General features: G+C 53.6%; 18 protein-coding genes, 2 tRNA genes and 1 pseudogene. 17 read left to right on the forward strand and 4 right to left on the reverse strand.

Going from position 1 to position 20771, the window contains the following annotated elements:
• Nucleotides 1-130 precede the first annotated feature (130 nt).
• Both ppiC (ACSZO4_RS06140) and ppiC (ACSZO4_RS06145) read right to left on the reverse strand, forming a co-directional pair.
• Nucleotides 131-412, reverse strand: a complete 282-nt coding sequence (gene ppiC, locus ACSZO4_RS06140) for a peptidylprolyl isomerase PpiC (RefSeq protein ID WP_039055076.1) — start codon at nucleotides 410-412, stop codon at nucleotides 131-133.
• 51 nt (nucleotides 413-463) lie between these two features.
• Nucleotides 464-744, reverse strand: a pseudogene (ppiC, locus tag ACSZO4_RS06145) (peptidylprolyl isomerase PpiC).
• 112 nt (nucleotides 745-856) lie between these two features.
• On the opposite strand from ppiC (ACSZO4_RS06145), the gene rep reads away from it, so the two are divergent.
• The gene (rep, locus tag ACSZO4_RS06150) at nucleotides 857-2878 is read left to right on the forward strand and encodes a DNA helicase Rep (protein WP_437888023.1); all 2022 of its coding nucleotides are present in this window, start codon (nucleotides 857-859) and stop codon (nucleotides 2876-2878) included.
• 39 nt (nucleotides 2879-2917) lie between these two features.
• On the opposite strand, the gene gppA is transcribed toward rep, so the two are convergent.
• Both gppA and rhlB read right to left on the reverse strand, forming a co-directional pair.
• Complete coding sequence (gene gppA, locus ACSZO4_RS06155; RefSeq protein WP_437887985.1) at nucleotides 2918-4402, reverse strand: guanosine-5'-triphosphate,3'-diphosphate diphosphatase; 1485 nt, start codon at nucleotides 4400-4402, stop codon at nucleotides 2918-2920.
• Between the two features lie 6 nt (nucleotides 4403-4408).
• Nucleotides 4409-5674 (reverse strand): ATP-dependent RNA helicase RhlB, encoded by a 1266-nt coding sequence (rhlB, locus tag ACSZO4_RS06160; protein WP_437887986.1) that lies wholly within the window; start codon nucleotides 5672-5674, stop codon nucleotides 4409-4411.
• Between the two features lie 135 nt (nucleotides 5675-5809).
• On the opposite strand from rhlB, the gene trxA reads away from it, so the two are divergent.
• From trxA to ACSZO4_RS06240, 16 genes are all read left to right on the forward strand, one after another.
• Nucleotides 5810-6139: a thioredoxin TrxA gene (gene trxA, locus ACSZO4_RS06165; protein WP_039077011.1), complete on the forward strand. Its 330-nt coding sequence runs from the start codon at nucleotides 5810-5812 to the stop codon at nucleotides 6137-6139.
• A 162-nt stretch (nucleotides 6140-6301) separates the two neighbouring features.
• A complete protein-coding gene (locus ACSZO4_RS06170; RefSeq protein WP_437888024.1) occupies nucleotides 6302-6385 on the forward strand; it encodes a rho operon leader peptide in 84 nt (27 codons plus the stop codon).
• A gap of 89 nt (nucleotides 6386-6474) precedes the next feature.
• A complete protein-coding gene (gene rho, locus ACSZO4_RS06175) occupies nucleotides 6475-7734 on the forward strand; it encodes a transcription termination factor Rho (RefSeq protein ID WP_064327923.1) in 1260 nt (419 codons plus the stop codon).
• A 242-nt stretch (nucleotides 7735-7976) separates the two neighbouring features.
• Nucleotides 7977-9080, forward strand: coding sequence for a UDP-N-acetylglucosamine--undecaprenyl-phosphate N-acetylglucosaminephosphotransferase (gene wecA / locus ACSZO4_RS06180; RefSeq protein ID WP_437887987.1), 1104 nt, complete (start codon nucleotides 7977-7979; stop codon nucleotides 9078-9080).
• Between the two features lie 13 nt (nucleotides 9081-9093).
• A complete protein-coding gene (gene wzzE, locus ACSZO4_RS06185; RefSeq protein ID WP_437887988.1) occupies nucleotides 9094-10140 on the forward strand; it encodes an ECA polysaccharide chain length modulation protein in 1047 nt (348 codons plus the stop codon).
• Between the two features lie 54 nt (nucleotides 10141-10194).
• Nucleotides 10195-11325 (forward strand): non-hydrolyzing UDP-N-acetylglucosamine 2-epimerase, encoded by a 1131-nt coding sequence (gene wecB / locus ACSZO4_RS06190; protein ID WP_437887989.1) that lies wholly within the window; start codon nucleotides 10195-10197, stop codon nucleotides 11323-11325.
• Entirely contained in the window at nucleotides 11322-12584 is a 1263-nt protein-coding gene (gene wecC, locus ACSZO4_RS06195) for a UDP-N-acetyl-D-mannosamine dehydrogenase (RefSeq protein ID WP_437887990.1), read from the forward strand. The genes wecB and wecC overlap by 4 nt, the downstream gene beginning before the upstream one ends.
• Before the next feature lie 10 nt (nucleotides 12585-12594).
• A complete protein-coding gene (gene rffC, locus ACSZO4_RS06200; RefSeq protein WP_437887991.1) occupies nucleotides 12595-13272 on the forward strand; it encodes a dTDP-4-amino-4,6-dideoxy-D-galactose acyltransferase in 678 nt (225 codons plus the stop codon).
• A gap of 4 nt (nucleotides 13273-13276) precedes the next feature.
• Nucleotides 13277-14407, forward strand: coding sequence for a dTDP-4-amino-4,6-dideoxygalactose transaminase (rffA, locus tag ACSZO4_RS06205; protein WP_437887992.1), 1131 nt, complete (start codon nucleotides 13277-13279; stop codon nucleotides 14405-14407).
• Between the two features lies 1 nt (nucleotide 14408).
• Nucleotides 14409-15659 carry a lipid III flippase WzxE gene (gene wzxE, locus ACSZO4_RS06210; protein WP_437887993.1) on the forward strand — a complete coding sequence of 417 codons (1251 nt, stop codon included), beginning with the start codon at nucleotides 14409-14411 and terminating at the stop codon, nucleotides 15657-15659.
• Nucleotides 15656-16735: a TDP-N-acetylfucosamine:lipid II N-acetylfucosaminyltransferase gene (locus tag ACSZO4_RS06215; protein WP_437887994.1), complete on the forward strand. Its 1080-nt coding sequence runs from the start codon at nucleotides 15656-15658 to the stop codon at nucleotides 16733-16735. Before wzxE ends, ACSZO4_RS06215 begins: the two co-directional genes overlap by 4 nt.
• Complete coding sequence (gene wzyE, locus ACSZO4_RS06220; protein WP_437887995.1) at nucleotides 16732-18072, forward strand: ECA oligosaccharide polymerase; 1341 nt, start codon at nucleotides 16732-16734, stop codon at nucleotides 18070-18072. The genes ACSZO4_RS06215 and wzyE overlap by 4 nt, the downstream gene beginning before the upstream one ends.
• A 12-nt stretch (nucleotides 18073-18084) precedes the next feature.
• Complete coding sequence (wecG, locus tag ACSZO4_RS06225) at nucleotides 18085-18825, forward strand: lipopolysaccharide N-acetylmannosaminouronosyltransferase (protein WP_437887996.1); 741 nt, start codon at nucleotides 18085-18087, stop codon at nucleotides 18823-18825.
• 232 nt (nucleotides 18826-19057) lie between these two features.
• Nucleotides 19058-20443 carry a bifunctional threonine/serine APC transporter ThrP gene (gene thrP, locus ACSZO4_RS06230; protein WP_437887997.1) on the forward strand — a complete coding sequence of 462 codons (1386 nt, stop codon included), beginning with the start codon at nucleotides 19058-19060 and terminating at the stop codon, nucleotides 20441-20443.
• Nucleotides 20444-20545: 102 nt separating this feature from the next.
• Nucleotides 20546-20622, forward strand: a tRNA-Arg gene (locus ACSZO4_RS06235).
• Between the two features lie 67 nt (nucleotides 20623-20689).
• A tRNA-His gene (locus ACSZO4_RS06240) sits at nucleotides 20690-20765 on the forward strand.
• Nucleotides 20766-20771: the final 6 nt, after the last annotated feature.

The following is a 20771-nucleotide window of genomic DNA, read 5'->3' on the forward strand; positions in this document are numbered from 1 at the left end:
ACGCCATGGTGCGTGACAATACAAAATGGGCGGCAGGTTAGCTGCCACCCATTGACTTTAAACACAGCTGCTCTCCCACGGGGAGAGGGAGCAAACACTAAAAGCCTTCTCCTGGAGAAGGCTTTGTTGTTTATTTTCGGTACAGCACTTTAATGATGTGGTAACCGAACTGCGTATGCAGCGGGCCGGTAGGCTCCAGCTCCGGGCAGGAGAACACGACTTTATCAAACGCCGGTACCATCTGGCCCTGTCTGAACTCACCTAAATGACCGCCTTTTTTGCCTGACGGGCAAGTGGAATGCTTTTTCGCCAGCTTTTCAAAATCGCCGCCGTTTTTCAGTTGTTCCAGAAGGTCGAGTGCCAGTTTCTCTTCTTTCACCAGAATGTGCATTGCTGCCGCTGTTTTTGCCATGATTGTGCCTTAATAGAATGGGGATAAATCTGGCCGCAATCTTACCATGCGTTAGCGGCGATACAGCACCTTGATGATGTGGTAACCAAACTTCGTTTTCACGGGCCCAAAAGGAGTCAGCAGCGGGCAACTGAAAACGGCTTTGTCGAAGGGGCCAACCATCACGCCCTGTTTGAATTCCCCCAGGTCGCCGCCGTTGCGTGCCGACGGACAGCTGGAATGAAGTCTTGCCAGATGATCAAAGCTGGATCCCTTTTCCAGTTTTCCAGGATCTCCAGTGCCCGTTTTTCTGTCTTTACCAGAATATGCAGTGCTGCTGCGGTCTTCGCCATTTTTCCTGCCCTGTAATTTATACATGTCGCCACACTTTACCATCCGCAGGTAAATCTCCCTCTGGCTTTCTGCTACAATCCTTCCCCCGTTCGAAGATTGAGCACTATGTCCATGCGTCTGAACCCCGGCCAACAACAAGCCGTAGAATTTGTCACCGGTCCTTGCCTGGTGCTGGCGGGTGCCGGTTCCGGTAAAACCCGCGTTATCACCAATAAAATTGCTCATTTGATCCGCGTTTGTGGCTATCAGGCGCGGCACATTGCGGCGGTGACCTTTACCAACAAAGCTGCGCGCGAGATGAAAGAGCGTGTCGGGCAGACGTTGGGGCGCAAAGAGGCGCGGGGACTGATGATTTCGACCTTCCATACCCTGGGTCTGGATATCATCAAACGGGAATTCGCGGCACTGGGGATGAAATCTAACTTTTCTCTGTTCGATGACACGGATCAGGTGGCGTTGCTCAAGGATCTGACCGAAGGGTTGATCGACGACAAAGTGGTGCTGCAACAGCTGATCTCAACGATCTCCAACTGGAAAAACGATCTGCTGACGCCTTCTCAGGCCGCGGCGCGGGCTATCGGCGAACGTGACCGCATTTTTGCGCATTGTTACAGCCTGTATGACACGCATCTGAAGGCCTGTAACGTGCTGGATTTTGATGACCTGATTCTGCTGCCCACCTTGTTACTGCAACGTAATGAAGAGGTTCGCGAGCGCTGGCAAAACAAAATTCGCTATCTGCTGGTGGATGAATACCAGGATACCAACACCAGCCAGTATGAGCTGGTCAGATTGCTGGTCGGCCCCCGGGCGCGGTTTACGGTAGTTGGCGATGACGACCAGTCCATCTACTCCTGGCGTGGCGCGCGGCCACAAAACCTGGTTCTGCTGAACGAAGATTTTCCGGCATTGCAGGTCATCAAGCTGGAGCAGAACTATCGCTCATCCGGGCGTATTCTGAAAGCGGCGAATATCCTGATTGCCAACAACCCCCATGTGTTTGAAAAGCGACTTTTTTCTGAGCTGGGCTATGGTGCTGAACTGAAGGTGCTGAGCGCCAACAATGAGGAACATGAAGCGGAGCGGGTCACCGGGGAGCTGATTGCCCATCACTTTATCAATAAGACGCAATACAAGGATTACGCCATTCTTTATCGCGGCAATCATCAGTCCCGCGTATTTGAAAAATTCCTGATGCAAAACCGCATCCCCTACCGAATTTCCGGCGGCACTTCGTTCTTTTCACGTCCGGAGATCAAAGACCTGCTGGCCTATCTGCGGGTCCTGACCAATCAGGATGATGACAGCGCTTTCTTGCGTATTGTGAACACGCCAAGGCGTGAAATCGGCGCTGCCACCCTGCAAAAACTGGGCGAGTGGGCAATGGTGCGCAATAAAAGCCTGTTCGCTGCCAGCTTCGATGTCGGGCTCAACCAGACGCTCACCGGCCGCGGCTATGAATCGCTCACCCGATTTACCCACTGGCTGGGCGACGTTCAGCGACTGGCGGAACGCGAACCTCTTTCGGCGGTGCGCGATCTGATCCATGGCATTGATTACGAATCCTGGCTGTATGAAACCTCTCCCAGCCCAAAAGCCGCAGAAATGCGCATGAAAAACGTGAATACGCTGTTTTCATGGATGACGGAAATGCTGGAGGGCGATGAACTGAACGAGCCGATGGCGTTGGATCAGGTCGTCACCCGCTTTACGCTCCGCGATATGATGGAGCGCGGCGAAAGTAATGAAGAGCTGGATCAGGTGCAGTTGATGACGTTACATGCGTCAAAAGGGCTCGAATTCCCCTACGTCTTTATGGTGGGCATGGAAGAGGGCTTCCTGCCTCATCAGAGCAGCATTGATGAGGAAAACATCGATGAGGAGCGTCGTCTCGCGTATGTCGGTATTACGCGCGCGCAAAAAGAGCTGACCTTTACGCTCTGTAAGGAACGACGGCAGTACGGTGAGCTTGTCCGCCCCGAACCGAGTCGTTTTCTGCTGGAACTGCCGCAGGATGATGTGGTCTGGGAGCAGGAGCGGAAGGTCGTCAGCCCGCAGGAGCGGATGCAAAAAGGCCAGGCTAACGTCGCCAGTATCAAAGCGATGCTGGAACGGGCAAAAGGGAAGTCATAAAAAATAGCCCGCTGAGGGAAACTCATCGGGCATTCAGCGTTAAATCACATCTATCGGCCAGTGGACATAGCTTTGCCACTGGCTTTCCTGCTCGATAAGCTCAGCGCCCAGCGGGTGGTTCTCCAGCCAGCCTTCCGGTAAGCGCAGCGTCAGTTTCTCGCCTTCGGCCACGACTCTGATGTCAGGCAACAGATCATCGCGACGACGGCTGGCGAAAATGATGGCCAGCCGCAGCAGACGGCAGATATGTTCCGCTACGCGCGGCGGCACGGCATTTTGCTGATGAAGAGACGACAGATCGACCGGGTTGGTCTGGTTTAACAGCAGGGTCGACAGCAGCTTTTTCTGTGCCGGAGTAAAGCCTGGCAAATCCAGATTTCTTACCAGCCAGGCCGCATGCAACGGCGCTTGTTTGAATTCAATACTTAAACCGATCTCGTGTAACTCACTGGCGACTTCGAGGATTTCAATGCTCCAGGCATCAAGCTCCCATGCTTCAGATACGCTATCAGCGAACAGGACTGCAAGCGTGGAGACACGACGAGCCTGATCGGCATCAATGATAAAACGGCGCTGAATATTGCGCAGCGTGCGGCTGCGAATGTCCTGATCGACAGTCAGATGCAGCATGCCGTAGACCAGACCTTCACGCAGCGCACCGCCAGCCAGCGTCATGCTCTGAATGTTCATCTCGGTGAAAATGGCGATCAGGATGGCGAGACCACTGGGGAAAACCAGCGCGCGCTCCAGCGTCAGACCTTCGATTTCAAGCTCTTCCAGGCGGCCGCATTGAATGGCCCGCTGTTTTAACTGCTGGAGTTTAGTCAGGGTGATGCGTTCATCCATCCCCTGCGCCATCATGATTTCCTGTAACGCCTGCACCGTCCCAGAAGCACCGACACAGACCTGCCAGCCATGACGACGTAAGTCATCGGCAACCGGACGCAGGACTTCTCGTGCGGCCTGTTCGGCAGCGTCAAAATTCTCCTGGCCAAGATTGCGATCGGTAAAAAATCGCTCAAGCCAGGTGACGCAACCCATAGAGAGACTAAACAGGGATGTGGCCTGAGCGCCGGTGCCGGTGACGAGCTCAGTACTGGCGCCGCCGATGTCGACCACTAAGCGGCGATCGGATCCGCCGGTGGTGTGCGCTACGCCCTGGTAAATCAAGCGGGCTTCATCTTCGCCGCTAATAATTTGCACCGGGCAGCCGAGGATCTGTTGGGCTTTGGCAATAAAATCACTCGCATTCACCGCCAGCCGCAGGGTTGCGGTCGCCACCACACGAATTTGTTCGTGAGGGATATCCTGCAAGCGTTCTGAGAATAAACGCAGGCACTGCCAGCCGCGTTCCATCGCTTCCTGCGAAAGGACATTTTCCCGGCTTAAGCCCGCCGCCAGACGGACTTTACGCTTAATGCGGGTTAGCGTTTGAATACTGCCAGCCACCTCGCGAACAACCAGCATATGAAAACTGTTTGAACCTAAATCAATCGCCGCATACAGCGAGGTGGAAGCGAGCATATTTTTCTAACCTGAGCGACGGCGGTTACGCGGCGCGCTGTTACGACGCGGGCCGTTGCCTGAACGCGAGCGAACAAGGCGTTTTGCTGGAGGTAATTCGCTTAACAGCGCATCCGGATTGTATTTACTGACCGGAATAGAGTGCGCGATATAGGTTTCAATTGCCGGCAGGTTCAGGGCGTACTCTTCACAGGCGAGGCTGATGGAATGCCCACTTGCCCCAGCACGACCGGTACGGCCAATACGGTGAACGTAGTCTTCGCAATCGTCCGGCAGATCGTAGTTAAAGACGTGTGTCACTGCGGGGATGTGCAGGCCACGAGCCGCAACGTCCGTTGCCACCAGGATGTCCAGATCGCCACGGGTGAATTCTTCGAGGATACGCAGGCGTTTTTTCTGCGCAACGTCGCCGGTCAACAATCCGACACGGTGACCATCTGCGGCAAGGTGGCCCCAGATATCTTCACAGCGGTGTTTGGTGTTGGCGAAAATAATGGCGCGATCCGGCCACTCTTCTTCAAGCAGGGTTTGCAGCAGACGCATTTTCTCTTCGTTAGACGGATAGAAAAGCTCTTCTTTAATACGGTGGCCCGTTTTTTGTTCCGGTTCGACTTCCACGTATTCAGCATTATTCATTTGCTCAAATGCCAGCTCACGCACCCGGTATGAGAGGGTCGCGGAGAACAGCATATTGAGGCGCTGATCTACCGCAGGCATACGGCGGAACAACCAGCGGATATCTTTGATAAAGCCCAGGTCGTACATACGATCGGCTTCATCAAGAACCACTACCTGGATAGCGCCAAGGTTAATGTGATTCTGCTTGGTATAATCAATGAGGCGACCGGTTGTACCGATCAGAATGTCGACACCGCTCTCAAGCACTTTTAGCTGCTTGTCGTAACCGTCGCCACCGTAGGCGAGACCCAGTTTCAGGCCGGTCGCTTGTGCCAGCGGTTCAGCATCGGCGTGAATTTGTACTGCTAATTCACGGGTTGGAGCCATGATAAGGGCGCGCGGTTGATTCACCTTGCGATCATCAATAGCAGGATGAGAAAGCAGATAATGGAACGCTGACGTTAAAAACGCCATCGTTTTGCCGGTACCGGTTTGCGCCTGCCCTGCAACATCACGACCAGCCAGCGTTAGCGGGAGGGCCAGTGCCTGTATGGGCGTACAATTATGAAACCCTTTAGTTTCAAGGGCTTCAATCACCTTAGGGTGCAGGGCGAAGTCGGAAAACTTCTGTTCAGTTAAATGTGTTTTGCTCATAGTGTGGTAGAATATCAGTTTACTATTGCTTTACGAAAGCACATCCGTTCAAATAAACGGGGTGAAATAAAGTCAACCTTTAGTAAGGTTATGCTACATACCTTAACAAGGTAGACATAATCCTGTGGAGTAAATATGAGCGATAAAATTATTCACCTGACTGACGACAGTTTTGACACGGATGTACTCAAAGCGGACGGGCTGGTTCTCGTCGATTTCTGGGCCGAATGGTGCGGTCCGTGTAAAATGATCGCCCCGATTCTGGATGAAGTCGCTAGCGAGTATGAAGGTAAACTGACCGTCGCGAAGCTGAATATCGACCAGAACCCTGGTACTGCGCCTAAGTATGGCATCCGTGGTATTCCGACCCTGCTGTTGTTTAAAAACGGCGAAGTGGCTGCGACTAAAGTCGGCGCACTGTCCAAAGGTCAACTGAAAGAGTTCCTGGACGCGAATCTGGCGTAATTCCTCGAATCTCAGCCGGTGCGACAGTAATCCTAAATTATGTGGATCGCTGGACGCCCGGCTTCAGTCGTGCTAATTTAGTTTTGACTTCGTTTTGAACATACCTTGTAGTTTGAATCTTGTATTACCCCGATACTTCCCGCTAAGAACTGAAGTGGATAGATTCCGGGCTTATCACTTTTTCCGTCTTATCGTTTCAGTTCTGCGTACTCTCCTGTGACCAGGCAGCGATTGGACATAAGTTGATGGCCGTTAACAGGCATGGATGTGACCCTGCCATACCATTCACAACATTAAGTTCGAGTTCTACCCCGAGTTTAAGAACCCACACCATTATGAATCTTACCGAATTAAAGAATACGCCGGTTTCTGAGCTGATCACTCTCGGCGAAAATATGGGACTGGAAAACCAGGCTCGTATGCGCAAGCAGGACATTATTTTTGCCATCCTGAAGCAGCACGCAAAGAGTGGCGAGGATATCTTTGGTGACGGTGTACTGGAGATATTGCAGGACGGATTTGGTTTCCTCCGTTCAGCAGACAGCTCCTACCTCGCCGGTCCTGATGACATCTACGTTTCCCCCAGCCAAATCCGCCGTTTCAACCTCCGCACTGGTGATACCATTTCAGGTAAGATTCGTCCGCCGAAAGAAGGTGAACGTTACTTTGCGCTGTTGAAAGTTAACGAAGTTAACTACGATAAGCCGGAAAACTCGCGTAACAAGATCCTGTTCGAGAACTTAACGCCGCTGCACGCAAACTCCCGTCTGCGTATGGAGCGTGGTAATGGCTCGACCGAAGACTTAACTGCCCGTGTTCTGGATCTGGCATCGCCGATTGGCCGCGGCCAGCGTGGTCTGATTGTGGCGCCGCCGAAAGCGGGTAAAACCATGCTGCTGCAAAACATTGCGCAGAGCATTGCCTACAATCACCCGGATTGCGTGCTGATGGTTCTGCTCATCGACGAACGTCCGGAAGAAGTAACCGAGATGCAGCGTCTGGTGAAAGGTGAAGTTGTTGCTTCAACCTTCGACGAACCGGCATCCCGCCACGTGCAAGTGGCTGAAATGGTTATCGAGAAAGCGAAACGTCTGGTTGAACATAAGAAAGACGTTATCATTCTGCTCGACTCCATTACTCGTCTGGCGCGTGCTTATAACACCGTGGTTCCGGCTTCCGGTAAAGTGTTGACCGGTGGTGTGGATGCGAATGCTCTGCATCGTCCAAAACGTTTCTTCGGTGCTGCGCGTAACGTTGAAGAGGGTGGTAGCCTGACTATCATCGCCACTGCGCTTGTCGATACCGGCTCTAAAATGGATGAAGTTATCTACGAAGAGTTTAAAGGCACCGGTAATATGGAACTGCATCTGGCACGTAAGATCGCTGAAAAACGCGTCTTCCCGGCCATTGATTACAACCGTTCCGGTACCCGTAAAGAAGAGCTGCTCACCACTCAGGAAGAGCTGCAAAAAATGTGGATCCTGCGCAAAATCATTCATCCGATGGGTGAAATCGACGCAATGGAGTTCCTTATCAATAAGCTGGCAATGACGAAGACGAATGATGAGTTCTTCGACATGATGAAGCGCTCTTAATACAAATAAAGCTCCGAAACGCCACGTTTTTACGTGGCGTTTTTTATTTATGGGCTATACGCTATATGCATTGGGACAGGCATCGTCCGCCGCAGGCCATCCCCACTCAAATATCAAGGCAATCAATGCCCTGGTTGCTTGAGAAATATACTAAAACGCCTGTGAATGACTTGCTTTCTCCTTTTTGGAGAGGGGCATCGTCGTTATACTGCCAGGATTAACATTCGCTGAGAGCTTGCATTGTGAATTTACTCACTGCGTTTACTGAATTATTCAGTGTTTTCTTATTCACGACCGTCTTTTTATTCTTTGCCCGTAAAGTGGCAAAACGCGTCGGTCTGGTGGATAAGCCCAACTTCCGCAAACGGCATCAGGGTCTGATTCCGTTGGTTGGGGGAATTTCAGTCTACGCGGGTATCTGCTTCACCTTCGGTATCGCCAATTATTACATTCCTCATGCCGCCCTTTACCTCGCCTGCGCTGGGGTACTGGTGTTCGTTGGCGTGATGGACGATCGTTTCGATATCAGCGTTAAAATTCGCGCGTTGATTCAGGCGCTTATCGCCATTGTGATGATGACCGTCGGTAAACTCTATCTGAGCAGCCTCGGCTATATCTTCGGTACCTGGGAAATGGTGCTGGGCCCCTTTGGTTACCTGCTGACGCTGTTTGCCGTCTGGGCGGCGATCAACGCATTTAATATGGTCGATGGTATCGACGGGCTTTTAGGGGGACTGTCGTGCGTCTCTTTCGCCGCGATAGGCATCATTTTATGGTTCGACGGGCAAATCAGCCTCGCCATGTGGTGCTTTGCCATGATTGCCGCCATCCTGCCTTATATCCTGCTAAACCTCGGTGTGCTCGGGCGTCGCTATAAAGTCTTTATGGGTGACGCGGGCAGCACCTTTATCGGCTTTACCCTGATCTGGATTTTGCTGGAAACGACCCAGGGGAAAACGCACCCCATCAGCCCGGTGACGGCGCTGTGGATTATCGCCATCCCATTAATGGACATGGTGGCGATTATGTATCGTCGTCTGCGTAAAGGCATGAGCCCGTTTTCTGCCGATCGCCAGCATATTCACCATCTCATTATGCGTGCCGGGTTTACCTCCCGTCAGGCCTTTGTTTTGATAACCTTCGCCGCTGCTTTACTGGCCTCTATCGGGGTAGTCACGGAATATACCCACTTCGTCCCTGAATGGGTGATGCTGGCATTATTTTTGCTATCTTTTTTCTTATATGGCTACTGCATTAAACGCGCCTGGAAAGTGGCGCGTTTCATCAAGCGGGTGAAGCGCAGAATCCGCCGTAACAGTGGTAACAAACCAACACTAACTAAGTAAATCCGGGAAAGCGATGACTCAACCATTATCGGGAGCACCTTTAGCGGGTACAGAAAATGAGCTGGATATTCGTGGTTTGTTTCGTACCCTTTGGGCTGGAAAATTGTGGATTGGGGGGATTGCGCTACTGCTGGCGTTAGTCGCCTTAACCTGGACGTTTTTTGCTCGCCAGGAGTGGAGCGCAACGGCCATTACCGACAGACCCACGGTGAATATGTTGGGGGGCTTTTACTCCCAACAGCAGTTTTTGCGTAATCTGGATGTCAAAGCCAGCCTCGCACCCGTTGATCAGCTTTCCGTCATGGATGAGGCGTATAAAGAGTTTGTAATGCAACTTGCCTCCTGGGATACGCGCCGCGATTTCTGGTCGCAGACGGATTACTTCAAGCAGCGGAAAGTAGGCAACAGCAAAGCAGATGCCGCCATGCTGGATGAACTGATAACCAATATTCAGTACACGGCGGGCGATGCGCTTAAAAATCTGAATGACAACGTGAAGCTGACGGCGGAAACCGCGCCTGACGCCAATAATTTACTGCGCCAGTATGTCGCTTTCGCCAGCCAGCGCGCGGCGATACATCTGAACGATGAGCTAAAAGGCGCCTGGGCTGCACGTACTATTCAGACGAAAGCGCAAGTGAAGCGGCAGGAAGAGGTGGCGAAGGCCATCTTCAGCCGTCAGGTAAGCAGCGTTGAGCGCGCGCTGAAGGTCGCGGAAGCGCACAATATTTCCCGTAGTGAAACGGAAGTCCCTGCCGCTGAGCTGCCGGATTCAGAACTCTTTTTGTTAGGTCGCCCGATGCTTCAGGCGCGGCTGGAGAATTTGCAGGCAGTTGGGCCTGAATTCGGTCTGGACTACTTCCAGAACCGGGCCATGCTGAACACCTTAAACGTAGGCCCCACACTCGACCCGCGTTTTCAGACATATCGTTATTTGCGCACGCCGGAAGAACCGGTAAAACGCGACAGTCCGCGTCGTGCTTTCCTGATGATCATGTGGGGGGTTGTGGGGGCACTGACAGGCGCAGGTGTTGCCTTAGCGCGCCGCCGCACTCACTAACAGCTGTCTAAGATGAAGGCCCTGGCCTTCATCACCTAATCGAAGAGAAACGTTGTGAAAGTACTCACCGTATTTGGCACACGCCCGGAAGCCATTAAGATGGCGCCACTGGTACATGCGCTGGCAAAGGATCCTGATTTCGACGCAAAGGTATGCGTTACTGCGCAGCATCGGGAGATGCTCGATCAGGTGTTGAATCTTTTTTCCATCGTTCCGGATTACGACCTGAACATTATGCAGCCCGGACAAGGGCTGACAGAAATCACCTGTCGAATTCTGGAAGGCCTTAAGCCGATCCTTGAATCTTTCCGCCCGGACGTGGTGCTGGTACATGGTGATACCACGACAACGGTCGCGGCAAGCCTCGCGGCATTCTATCAGCGTATCCCGGTCGGTCATGTTGAAGCCGGGTTGCGAACCGGCGATCTCTCGTCACCCTGGCCGGAAGAGGCCAACCGAACGTTAACGGGGCATCTGGCGCTTTATCATTTCGCGCCAACGGAAAACTCACGCGCTAATTTGCTGCGGGAAAACATCGCGGATAAGCATATTTTTGTCACCGGCAATACCGTGATCGACGCGCTTTTCTGGGTGCGTGACACCATTCTCAATACGCCGTCTATCCGGGAAGAACTGGCGTCACGCTATCCGTTCCTCGATAGCAACAAGAAACTGATTCTGGTCACCGGCCATCGCCGGGAGAGTTTTGGGCGTGGGTTTGAAGAGATCTGCCATGCGCTGGCTGAAATTGCGGCAAAGCATGATGATGTGCAGATAGTCTATCCCGTCCATCTCAATCCGAACGTCAGCGAGCCGGTGAACCGGATCCTTGGCCATGTTAACAACATCGTATTGATCGAGCCGCAGGACTATCTGCCGTTCCTGTGGCTGATGAACCACGCCTGGCTGATCCTCACTGATTCCGGTGGGATTCAGGAGGAAGCGCCCTCACTGGGGAAACCGGTGCTGGTGATGCGCGATACCACGGAACGCCCGGAAGCGGTGGATGCCGGAACGGTCAGACTGGTTGGAACAAACTGTCAGCGTATTGTTGAAGAGGTCTCGCGGCTGCTGAATGACAACGACGCCTGGCAAGCCATGAGCCATGCACATAATCCGTATGGAGACGGGCAGGCCTGTGGTCGAATTTTGCATGCATTGAAAAATAATCGGGTAACGCTATGAGCTTCACAACCATTTCCGTCATTGGCCTTGGCTATATTGGACTGCCAACCGCAGCGGCTTTTGCCTCCCGGCAAAAACAGGTCGTGGGGATCGACATTAACGCCCATGCGGTGGACACCATCAACCAGGGAAAAATTCACATTGTCGAGCCGGATCTGGACAAAGTGGTCAAAACCGCAGTGGAAGGCGGATGGTTGCGCGCCAGCACCACGCCTGTTGAGGCCGATGCTTATTTAATCGCCGTCCCAACGCCTTTTAAAGGCGAACATGAACCTGACATGAAATTTGTCGAGGCGGCGGCGAAGTCCATTGCGCCGGTGCTGAAAAAGGGCGCGCTGGTTATCCTCGAGTCAACTTCGCCGGTGGGTTCAACCGAGCAAATGGCCGCATGGCTGGCTGATGCTCGCCCGGATCTGACCTTCCCGCAGCAGGCCGGGGAACAGGCCGATATCAACATCGCCTACTGCCCGGAGCGTGTGCTGCCGGGGCAGGTTATGGTTGAACTGATCAAGAACGACCGTGTGATTGGCGGGATGACGCCGGTCTGCTCTGCACGCGCGAGCGAGCTGTATAACATTTTCCTTGAAGGCGAATGTGTGGTGACCAACTCCCGTACCGCTGAGATGTGCAAACTGACGGAAAACAGCTTCCGTGACGTCAACATTGCGTTTGCCAACGAACTGTCGCTGATCTGTGCCGAGCAGGGGATCAACGTCTGGGAGCTGGTGCGTCTGGCGAATCGCCATCCACGGGTGAATATTTTGCAGCCGGGTCCCGGCGTCGGCGGCCACTGTATCGCGGTCGATCCCTGGTTTATCGTGGCGCAAAACCCGCAGCAGGCGCGACTGATTCGCACCGCGCGTGAAGTGAATGACAGCAAACCCCATTGGGTGCTTGACCAGGTGAAAGCCACCGTGGCTGATTGCCTGGCGGCCACCAACAAGCGGGCCAGTGAGCTGAAGATCGCCTGCTTTGGGCTGGCGTTTAAACCCAATATTGATGATTTACGTGAAAGCCCGGCGATGGAAATTGCCCATAGCATCGCGACCTGGCACAGCGGTGAAACGCAGGTGGTTGAGCCGAATATTCACCAGTTGCCGCCGCGTCTTGCGGATAACTGCACGCTGGCGAGCCTGCAGGATGCGCTGGCGCAAGCCGATGTGCTGGTCATGCTGGTCGATCACAAAGAATTCAAAGCGATTGCAGGCGACAGCGTGCGCCAGCAATACGTTGTGGATACCAAAGGCGTCTGGCGCTGAGGTTTGACAAATGGCGATAAACGGCCTCATTGAAGAGCTGGCGTGGGAAAGTCACTTTTTTGGTCTTCCCAGCGCCATCCTGCGTTTGCAGGATGATGCTCCCGCACTTAATATCGCCGACTTTGACGCCTGGTCCCGTGTGCAGGTGAAGATCCCGGCAGCAAATACCCGCCAGCTTGATGCGCTGCAACAATTCGGTTTTCGCCTTGTCGAAGGGGAAGCGGATTTTGTGCTGTCGGTGCCTGCCGGCGTTATCGATCCGCAGGCGCAGACGGCGACGGAAGTGGATATTGCCCCTTTGCGTCAGATGGCGGCGCAACTGTTCACGCAAAGTCGCTTCCGTGCGCCCTGGTATCCGGCTGACGCTGGGGGGCGCTTCTATGCGCAGTGGATTGAAAATGCCGTGAAAGGCCTTTTCGACCATCTGTGTTTACTGTTCCGCGACGGGCGTGGCGAGATTACGGCTTTTGTTTCCCTGCGCCAGCTTAGTACCCACGAAGCCCGTATTGGTCTTCTTGGCGGCTATGGCGCCGGGGAAAAGTTAATGCAGGCAGCATGTTACTGGGCGCAACAGCACCAGATAACCACGCTTCGGGTGGCGACGCAGATAAGCAATCTGGCCGCCATCAAACGATATACACGCAGCGGCGCAGTAATGGACAGCGCCGCTTACTGGCTATACAGGTGACTCTATGATCCCTTTCAATGCGCCTCCGGTAGTGGGAACGGAACTCGACTATATGCAGTCGGCAATGGGCAGCGGCAAGCTCTGCGGCGACGGCGGTTTTACCCGTCGCTGCCAGCAGTGGATGGAACAACGCTTCCATAGCCCGAAAGTCCTGCTGACGCCGTCCTGTACGGCATCGCTGGAGATGGCGGCACTGTTGCTGGATATAAAGCCCGGCGACGAAGTGATCATGCCAAGCTATACCTTCGTCTCGACGGCCAATGCTTTTGTCCTGCGCGGCGCGAAAATCGTCTTTGTTGATATTCGTCCGGATACGCTGAACATCGATGAAACCCGTATTGAAGCCGCCATTACTGATAAAACCCGCGCCATTGTGCCGGTGCATTACGCAGGCGTTGCCTGCGAAATGGATACCATCATGGCGATTGCCAAACGGCATAACCTGTTTGTGGTGGAAGATGCCGCCCAGGGCGTGATGTCCACTTATAAGGGGAAGGCGTTAGGCACTATCGGTCACATTGGCTGCTTTAGCTTCCATGAGACCAAAAACTACACCGCTGGAGGCGAAGGCGGTGCGACGCTGATTAACGATCGCGCGTTGATTGAGCGGGCGGAAGTTATCCGCGAGAAAGGAACGAATCGCAGCCAGTTCTTCCGTGGTCAGGTAGATAAATACACCTGGCGCGATATCGGCTCCAGCTACCTGATGGCGGATTTGCAGGCGGCTTATCTGTGGGCGCAACTGGAAGCCGCGGACAGGATTAATCAGCAGCGTTTGTCCCTATGGCAGACCTACTACGATGCGTTGACGCCCCTGGCGCGGGCCGGGCGGATTACCTTGCCGTCGATCCCCAAAGACTGTGGTCCCAATGCGCACATGTTTTATATCAAGCTGCGTGATGAAGACGATCGCAGCAAATTGATCGCTTTCCTGAAAGAGGCCGAAATTCTGTCGGTCTTCCATTACATCCCGCTGCATGCTTCTCCTGCGGGCGAGAAATTCGGCGAATTCCACGGTGACGATCGGCATACGACTGAGGAAAGTGAGCGTTTGCTTCGTCTGCCTCTGTTCTACAATCTGGCTCCTGTTAACCAGCGTACCGTAATTAACACCTTGCTGAGCTATTTCAACTGACATGTCGCTGGCAAAAGCATCTGTCTGGACGGCGGCAAGTACCCTCGTCAAAATCGGCGCGGGTTTACTGGTGGTCAAACTGCTGGCGCTGGCCTATGGCCCGGCAGGGGTTGGCCAGGCGGGAAACTTCCGTCAGTTAATTACCGTGCTGGGTGTCCTTGCGGGGGCCGGGATCTTCAATGGCGTAACGAAATTTGTCGCCCAGCATCATGATAATCCGCAGTCCCTGCGCAGGGTCGTTGGCACCTCTTCGGCAATGGTGCTGGGTTTTTCTACGTTAATGGCACTGGTGTTTCTGCTTGCGGCGGCACCCATCAGCCAGGGATTATTCGGTCATCAGGATTACCAGGGGTTGGTCAGGCTGGTGGCGCTGGTACAAATGGGGATTGCCTGGGCAAACCTGTTGCTGGCGGTAATGAAAGGTTTTCGTGATGCAGCCGGTAACGCGTTATCGCTGATTATGGGCAGCGTGATTGGGGTTATCGCCTGGTATCTCTGTTATAAAGTCGGGCACTATCAGGGCGCTTTGCTGGGGATGGCGCTGGTGCCCGCCCTGGTGATTATCCCGGCGCTGGGTATGCTGCTTCGCCGCCGTCACGTTCCGCTGCGCTATTTTATGCCGGTCTGGGATAATGGCCTTGCCGGGCAGCTCAGTAAATTTACCTTAATGGCGCTGATCACCTCCGCGACCTTACCTCTGGCTTATGTGATGATGCGAAACCAGCTGGCGGCGCATTACAGCTGGGATGATGTCGGGATCTGGCAAGGGGTAAGCAGTATCTCTGATGCTTATCTACAATTTATTACCGCCTCGTTCAGTGTGTACCTGCTTCCGACATTGTCGCGGTTAACCGCAAAGCAGGACATTACCCGTGAAATCGTCAGGTCGCTGAAGTTTGTGTTACCGGCGGTGGCGGCGGCGAGTTTCTGCGTCTGGTTACTGCGGGATTTTGCTATCTGGGTTCTGTTCTCTGACAAATTCACCGCCATGCGTGATTTGTTTGCCTGGCAGCTGATCGGGGATGTATTGAAAGTAGGCGCTTACGTATTTGGTTATCTGGTTATCGCGAAAGCATCGCTGCGCTTCTATATTCTGGCGGAATTGAGCCAGTTTGCGTTGCTGACGCTGTTTTCCCATTTGCTGATCCCGGCTCATGGCGCGGCGGGCGCAGCACAGGCGTACATGGCAACCTACATTATTTATTTCGCCCTCTGTTGCGGCGTTTTTTTACTATGGCGTAGACGGCAATGACTGCACTTATTCACGTTCTGGGATCGGATATCCCACACCATAACCACACCGTGCTGCGATTCTTCAATGATAATCTCGCGGCATCGGGTGAGCTTGCCCGTGAGTTTATGCTGGCCGGGCAGGATGACGGGATGAGTGCCGCTTATCCCGCGTTACAACTGCATTTTTACGGTTCCAAGCAGTCGCTGGCGCAGGCGGTGATCGCCAAAGCGAAGGCCGACCGACAGCAGCGCTTCTTTTTTCACGGCCAGTTTAATACCGGCATCTGGCTGGCGCTGCTGCGTGGGGCGATTAAATCATCCCAGTTCTGGTGGCATGCCTGGGGCGCGGATCTTTATGAGGTCTCCCACAGCCTGAAATTCCGCCTGTTTTACCCATTGCGGCGTCTTGCTCAAGGGCGGATCGGGGCCATTTTTGCTACCCGGGGCGATCTGGCCTGGTTTAAAAAAGTTCACCCCTACGTGCGTGGCGAACTGCTGTACTTCCCGACGCGAATGGATCCGGCGTTAAATACCCTGGGGTATGAAATTGAACGTCAGGGAAAACTGACGCTGCTGGTGGGTAACTCTGGCGATCCCAGTAATGAGCATATTGCCGCGCTGAATGCCATTCACCGGCAGTTTGGCGATAACGTTAATGTGATTGTGCCTATGGGCTACCCGGCGAATAACGAAAGCTATATTGCGCAGGTACGTCAGGCCGGCCAGGCCTTATTTAGCCCGGATAACCTGCGTATTCTCGATGAAAAAATGGCCTTCGACGATTATCTGGCTCTGCTCAGTCAGTGCGATCTGGGCTATTTCATTTTTGCCCGTCAACAGGGTATTGGTACGCTGTGTCTGCTGATACAGGCGGGGATCCCCTGCGTACTGAATCGCAAAAATCCGTTCTGGCGCGATATGGTGGAAGAGGGCGTTCCGGTGCTGTTTACCGACGATCCTCTTAATGAGGGGATTGTCCGTGAGGCCCAGCGTCAGCTGCTGGCGGTGGATAAAGACGCTATCACTTTCTTTAGCCCCAACTACATTTCCCCCTGGCATCAGGCGCTGCGTATTGCCGCCGGGGAGCGTCGATGAGTCCACTCGAATTTTGCGGCTTACTGATCCTGTGGTTGCTGGCGTCGCTGTTTATCGCCACCCTGACCTGGTTTGAGTTCCGTCGTGTGCGCTTTAACTTCAACGTCTTCTTTTCGTTGCTATTCTTGCTCACCTTTTTCTTTGGCTTCCCGTTAACCAGCATTCTGGTATTCCGCTTCGACGTGAGTGTGGCGCCCCCCGCTATCATGATGCAATCGCTGCTGGCCGCGACCTGTTTCTATGGCATTTATTATGTGAGCTATAAAACCCGTCTACGCGCCTCTTCGCACCTGACGCCCCGACGCCCGCTGTTCAGGGTGAACCGGGTTGAGGCCCATCTAACCTGTGCGATGCTAATGGCTATTGCGCTGGTGAGCGTGGGCATCTTCTTTATGCACAACGGCTTTTTGCTGTTCCGGCTCCAGTCCTACAGCCAGATTTTTTCCAGCGAAGTCTCAGGTGTGGCGCTCAAGCGGTTCTTCTATTTCTTCATTCCGGCCATGCTGGTTGTCTACTTCCTGCGCCAGGACGCTAAAGCATGGCTGTTTTTCCTCGTCAGCACGGTGGCTTTTGGGCTTCTGACTTACATGATTGTCGGCGGTACGCGCGCCAATATTATTATCGCCTTCGCTATCTTCCTGTTTATTGGCATTATTCGTGGCTGGATCTCGCTGTGGATGCTGGCCGCCGCAGGCGTTATGGGGATTGTCGGTATGTTCTGGCTGGCGCTTAAGCGTTACGGGCTGAACGTCAGCGGCGATGAAGCCTTTTACACCTTCTTGTATCTCACCCGTGACACCTTTTCGCCATGGGAGAATCTGTCGCTTCTATTGCAAAACTACGACAAAATCGATTTTCAGGGGCTGGCGCCTGTTGTGCGCGACTTCTATGTTTTCATTCCCAGCTGGCTGTGGCCATCGCGGCCTGGCATTGTGCTTAACTCGGCGAACTACTTTACCTGGGAAGTGTTGAATAACCATTCCGGGCTGGCTATATCGCCAACGCTGATAGGCTCATTGGTGGTGATGGGTGGAGTGTGGTTTATTCCGTTCGGCGCGGTGCTGGTGGGGCTGATTATCAAATGGTTTGACTGGATCTATACCCTCGGCAATCGGGAGACAAACCGCTATAAATCGGCCATTTTGCATAGTTTCTGCTTTGGCGCCATCTTCAATATGATTGTCCTCGCGCGCGAGGGACTGGATGCTTTTGCTTCGCGGGTGGTCTTTTTCATTGTCATATTCGGCGCCTGTCTGCTGATGGCGAAATTGCTGTACTGGCTCTTTGATGTTGCCGGGCTTATTCATAAGCGCGGCGCTCCTCTGTCTCAGGTCTGAATAAGGATGCGAATGACTGACAACACAGTGGCTCCGGTGTATGAGCTGCGAGGACTGAAGCTTATCGGCTGGCGCGATATGCGGCATGCCATGGATTATTTATATGCCGATGGCGTTATCAAAGAAGGTACGCTGGTGGCGATCAATGCCGAGAAAATGCTGACCATTGAGGACGCTGCGCAGGTGCGCACGCTCATCACTGACGCAGAATTCAAATATGCAGATGGCATCAGTGTGGTGCGTTCGGTGCGCAAGAAATATCCCCATGCTGACGTTGAACGAGTAGCGGGTGCCGATCTGTGGGAAGCGCTAATGGAAAAAGCCGGTCGTGAAGGTACACCGGTCTTTTTGTTGGGCGGCAAACCTGATGTTCTGGCGCAAACGAAAGAGAAACTGAACCGCCAGTGGCAGGTCAATATCGTCGATAGTCAGGACGGTTATTTTCGCGCCGAGGATCGGCAGGCATTATTTGAACGCATTCGCGCCAGCGGGGCGAAGATTGTCACCGTGGCCATGGGATCGCCGCGCCAGGAAATTCTGATGCGCGACTGCCGGGCTGTTCATCCGCATGCCCTTTATATGGGCGTGGGAGGCACGTACGACGTTTTCACCGGCCACGTTAAACGTGCGCCAGCAATCTGGCAGCGAATGGGGCTGGAGTGGCTTTATCGTCTGCTTTCCCAACCCAGCCGTATCACCCGACAGCTGCGTTTGCTGCGTTATTTGTCCTGGCATTACCGGGGGCAGTTGTAATTCCTGGCTGCCGCATCATCCTGATGCGGCACATTCGCTGTTTTCTTGTGCTCAGCACCGTTTTTTTTATCCAGCGTTTGCCATTTTCCTCATTTTAAGAAACCATTCGCTCGCTCAATGCATTTGCATGGTGTTATTTGCACATTTAACGCCATTGTTGCTGAGTTTTTGCACGTTACTCTCATAAAAACAACCCGCCAGGCGGGGAAGAAGCAATCACAACAGAGGTTATATGGCCGAAAACAAACCTGAGCTCCAGCGTGGACTGGAGTCTCGTCACATCGAACTCATTGCCCTTGGCGGCACGATAGGCGTTGGCCTGTTTATGGGGGCCGCGAGCACCCTGAAATGGGCCGGTCCATCCGTGCTGCTGGCGTACATCATCGCCGGGATTTTTGTGTTTTTCATTATGCGCTCCATGGGCGAAATGCTGTTTCTGGAGCCTGTTGCCGGCTCTTTCGCGGTTTATGCGCACCGCTATATGAGCCCATTCTTTGGTTATCTCACCGCGTGGTCCTACTGGTTTATGTGGATGGCGGTGGGGATCTCGGAGATAACGGCGATTGGGGTGTATGTCCAGTTCTGGTTCCCGGAGATGGCACAGTGGATACCCGCGCTTATCGCCGTCGGGCTGGTTGCGCTGGCCAACCTCGCCGCCGTGCGCCTGTACGGCGAGATTGAGTTCTGGTTTGCGATGATTAAGGTCACCACTATCATCGTGATGATCGTCGTGGGGCTGGGGGTTATCTTCTTTGGCTTAGGCAATGGCGGTCATGCTATTGGTTTCGGTAATCTGACAGACCATGGCGGCTTCTTTGCCGGTGGCTGGAAAGGCTTCCTGACGGCGTTATGTATCGTGGTGGCTTCCTATCAGGGGGTAGAGCTTATCGGGATCACGGCCGGCGAAGCTAAAAACCCGCAGGTCACATTGCGTAGCGCAGTCAGCAAAGTACTGTGGCGCATCCTGATTTTCTATGTGGGCGCGATCTTTGTCATCGTCACCATTTTCCCGTGGAATGAGATTGGTACCAACGGTAGCCCCTTTGTCCTGACCTTCGCGAAGATTGGGATTACTGCGGCGGCCGGTATTATCAACTTTGTGGTACTGACGGCAGCGCTGTCTGGTTGTAACAGCGGAATGTACAGCTGCGGGCGTATGCTTTACGCGCTGGCGAAAAACCGCCAGTTACCCGCCGCGGTCGCTAAAGTATCGAAAAGCGGTGTGCCGGTAGCGGGGGTCAGCATTTCTATTGTTATCCTGCTGATTGGCTCCTGCCTGAACTACATCATTCCTAACCCTCAACGGGTGTTCGTCTATGTCTACAGCGCCAGCGTATTGCCCGGGATGGTGCCGTGGTTTGTGATTCTGGTGAGTCAGCTCCGGTTCCGCATTGCGCACCGGCAGGCGATTGCCAGCCATCCGTTCCGCTCAATCCTCTTCCCGTGGGCCAATTACGCCACTATGGCCTTCCTGGTGTGCGTGCTTATTGGTATGGCATTTAACGACGATACGCGTATGTCGCTGTTTGTCGGCATCCTCTTTATGGCGGTTGTCAGCGTCGCTTATAAGCTTTTGGGCTTTGGGCGCCATGTTGAAAGCCGTAAAGTGAGGGAATAATCACCAAAATGCGCAAAGCATAACCAAACGCGCATTTTATTTAAAAAGGCACTAGACAGAGGGAGGGGAAGTCCGTAATATCCAGCCCCGCAACGGCGCTAAGCGCCCGTAGCTCAGCTGGATAGAGCGCTGCCCTCCGGAGGCAGAGGTCTCAGGTTCGAATCCTGTCGGGCGCACCATTAAACCCGGTGCTTGATGAGCTGCGGTGGACTGTTAAGACAGGGCCGCGTGAAAAAATTTGTAGTGGTGGCTATAGCTCAGTTGGTAGAGCCCTGGATTGTGATTCCAGTTGTCGTGGGTTCGAGTCCCATTAGCCACCCCATTATTT

Origin of the sequence: Phytobacter sp. V91, assembly GCF_965644225.1 — a bacterium.
Classification (GTDB): domain Bacteria; phylum Pseudomonadota; class Gammaproteobacteria; order Enterobacterales; family Enterobacteriaceae; genus CBFFRJ01.

Excerpts from the sequence above, each read along its gene's own strand:
- rep (WP_437888023.1), top strand. The coding sequence starts at position 857 with ATGCGTCTGAACCCCGGCCAACAACAAGCCGTAGAATTTGTCACCGGT.
- wzxE (WP_437887993.1), top strand. The coding sequence starts at position 14,409 with ATGTCGCTGGCAAAAGCATCTGTCTGGACGGCGGCAAGTACCCTCGTC.
- wecG (WP_437887996.1), top strand. The coding sequence starts at position 18,085 with ATGACTGACAACACAGTGGCTCCGGTGTATGAGCTGCGAGGACTGAAG.
- wzyE (WP_437887995.1), top strand. The coding sequence starts at position 16,732 with ATGAGTCCACTCGAATTTTGCGGCTTACTGATCCTGTGGTTGCTGGCG.
- rho (WP_064327923.1), top strand. The coding sequence starts at position 6,475 with ATGAATCTTACCGAATTAAAGAATACGCCGGTTTCTGAGCTGATCACT.
- ACSZO4_RS06215 (WP_437887994.1), top strand. The coding sequence starts at position 15,656 with ATGACTGCACTTATTCACGTTCTGGGATCGGATATCCCACACCATAAC.
- rffC (WP_437887991.1), top strand. The coding sequence starts at position 12,595 with ATGGCGATAAACGGCCTCATTGAAGAGCTGGCGTGGGAAAGTCACTTT.
- thrP (WP_437887997.1), top strand. The coding sequence starts at position 19,058 with ATGGCCGAAAACAAACCTGAGCTCCAGCGTGGACTGGAGTCTCGTCAC.
- trxA (WP_039077011.1), top strand. The coding sequence starts at position 5,810 with ATGAGCGATAAAATTATTCACCTGACTGACGACAGTTTTGACACGGAT.
- wecC (WP_437887990.1), top strand. The coding sequence starts at position 11,322 with ATGAGCTTCACAACCATTTCCGTCATTGGCCTTGGCTATATTGGACTG.
- wzzE (WP_437887988.1), top strand. The coding sequence starts at position 9,094 with ATGACTCAACCATTATCGGGAGCACCTTTAGCGGGTACAGAAAATGAG.
- rhlB (WP_437887986.1), bottom strand. The coding sequence starts at position 5,674 with ATGAGCAAAACACATTTAACTGAACAGAAGTTTTCCGACTTCGCCCTG.
- rffA (WP_437887992.1), top strand. The coding sequence starts at position 13,277 with ATGATCCCTTTCAATGCGCCTCCGGTAGTGGGAACGGAACTCGACTAT.
- ppiC (WP_039055076.1), bottom strand. The coding sequence starts at position 412 with ATGGCAAAAACAGCGGCAGCAATGCACATTCTGGTGAAAGAAGAGAAA.
- gppA (WP_437887985.1), bottom strand. The coding sequence starts at position 4,402 with ATGCTCGCTTCCACCTCGCTGTATGCGGCGATTGATTTAGGTTCAAAC.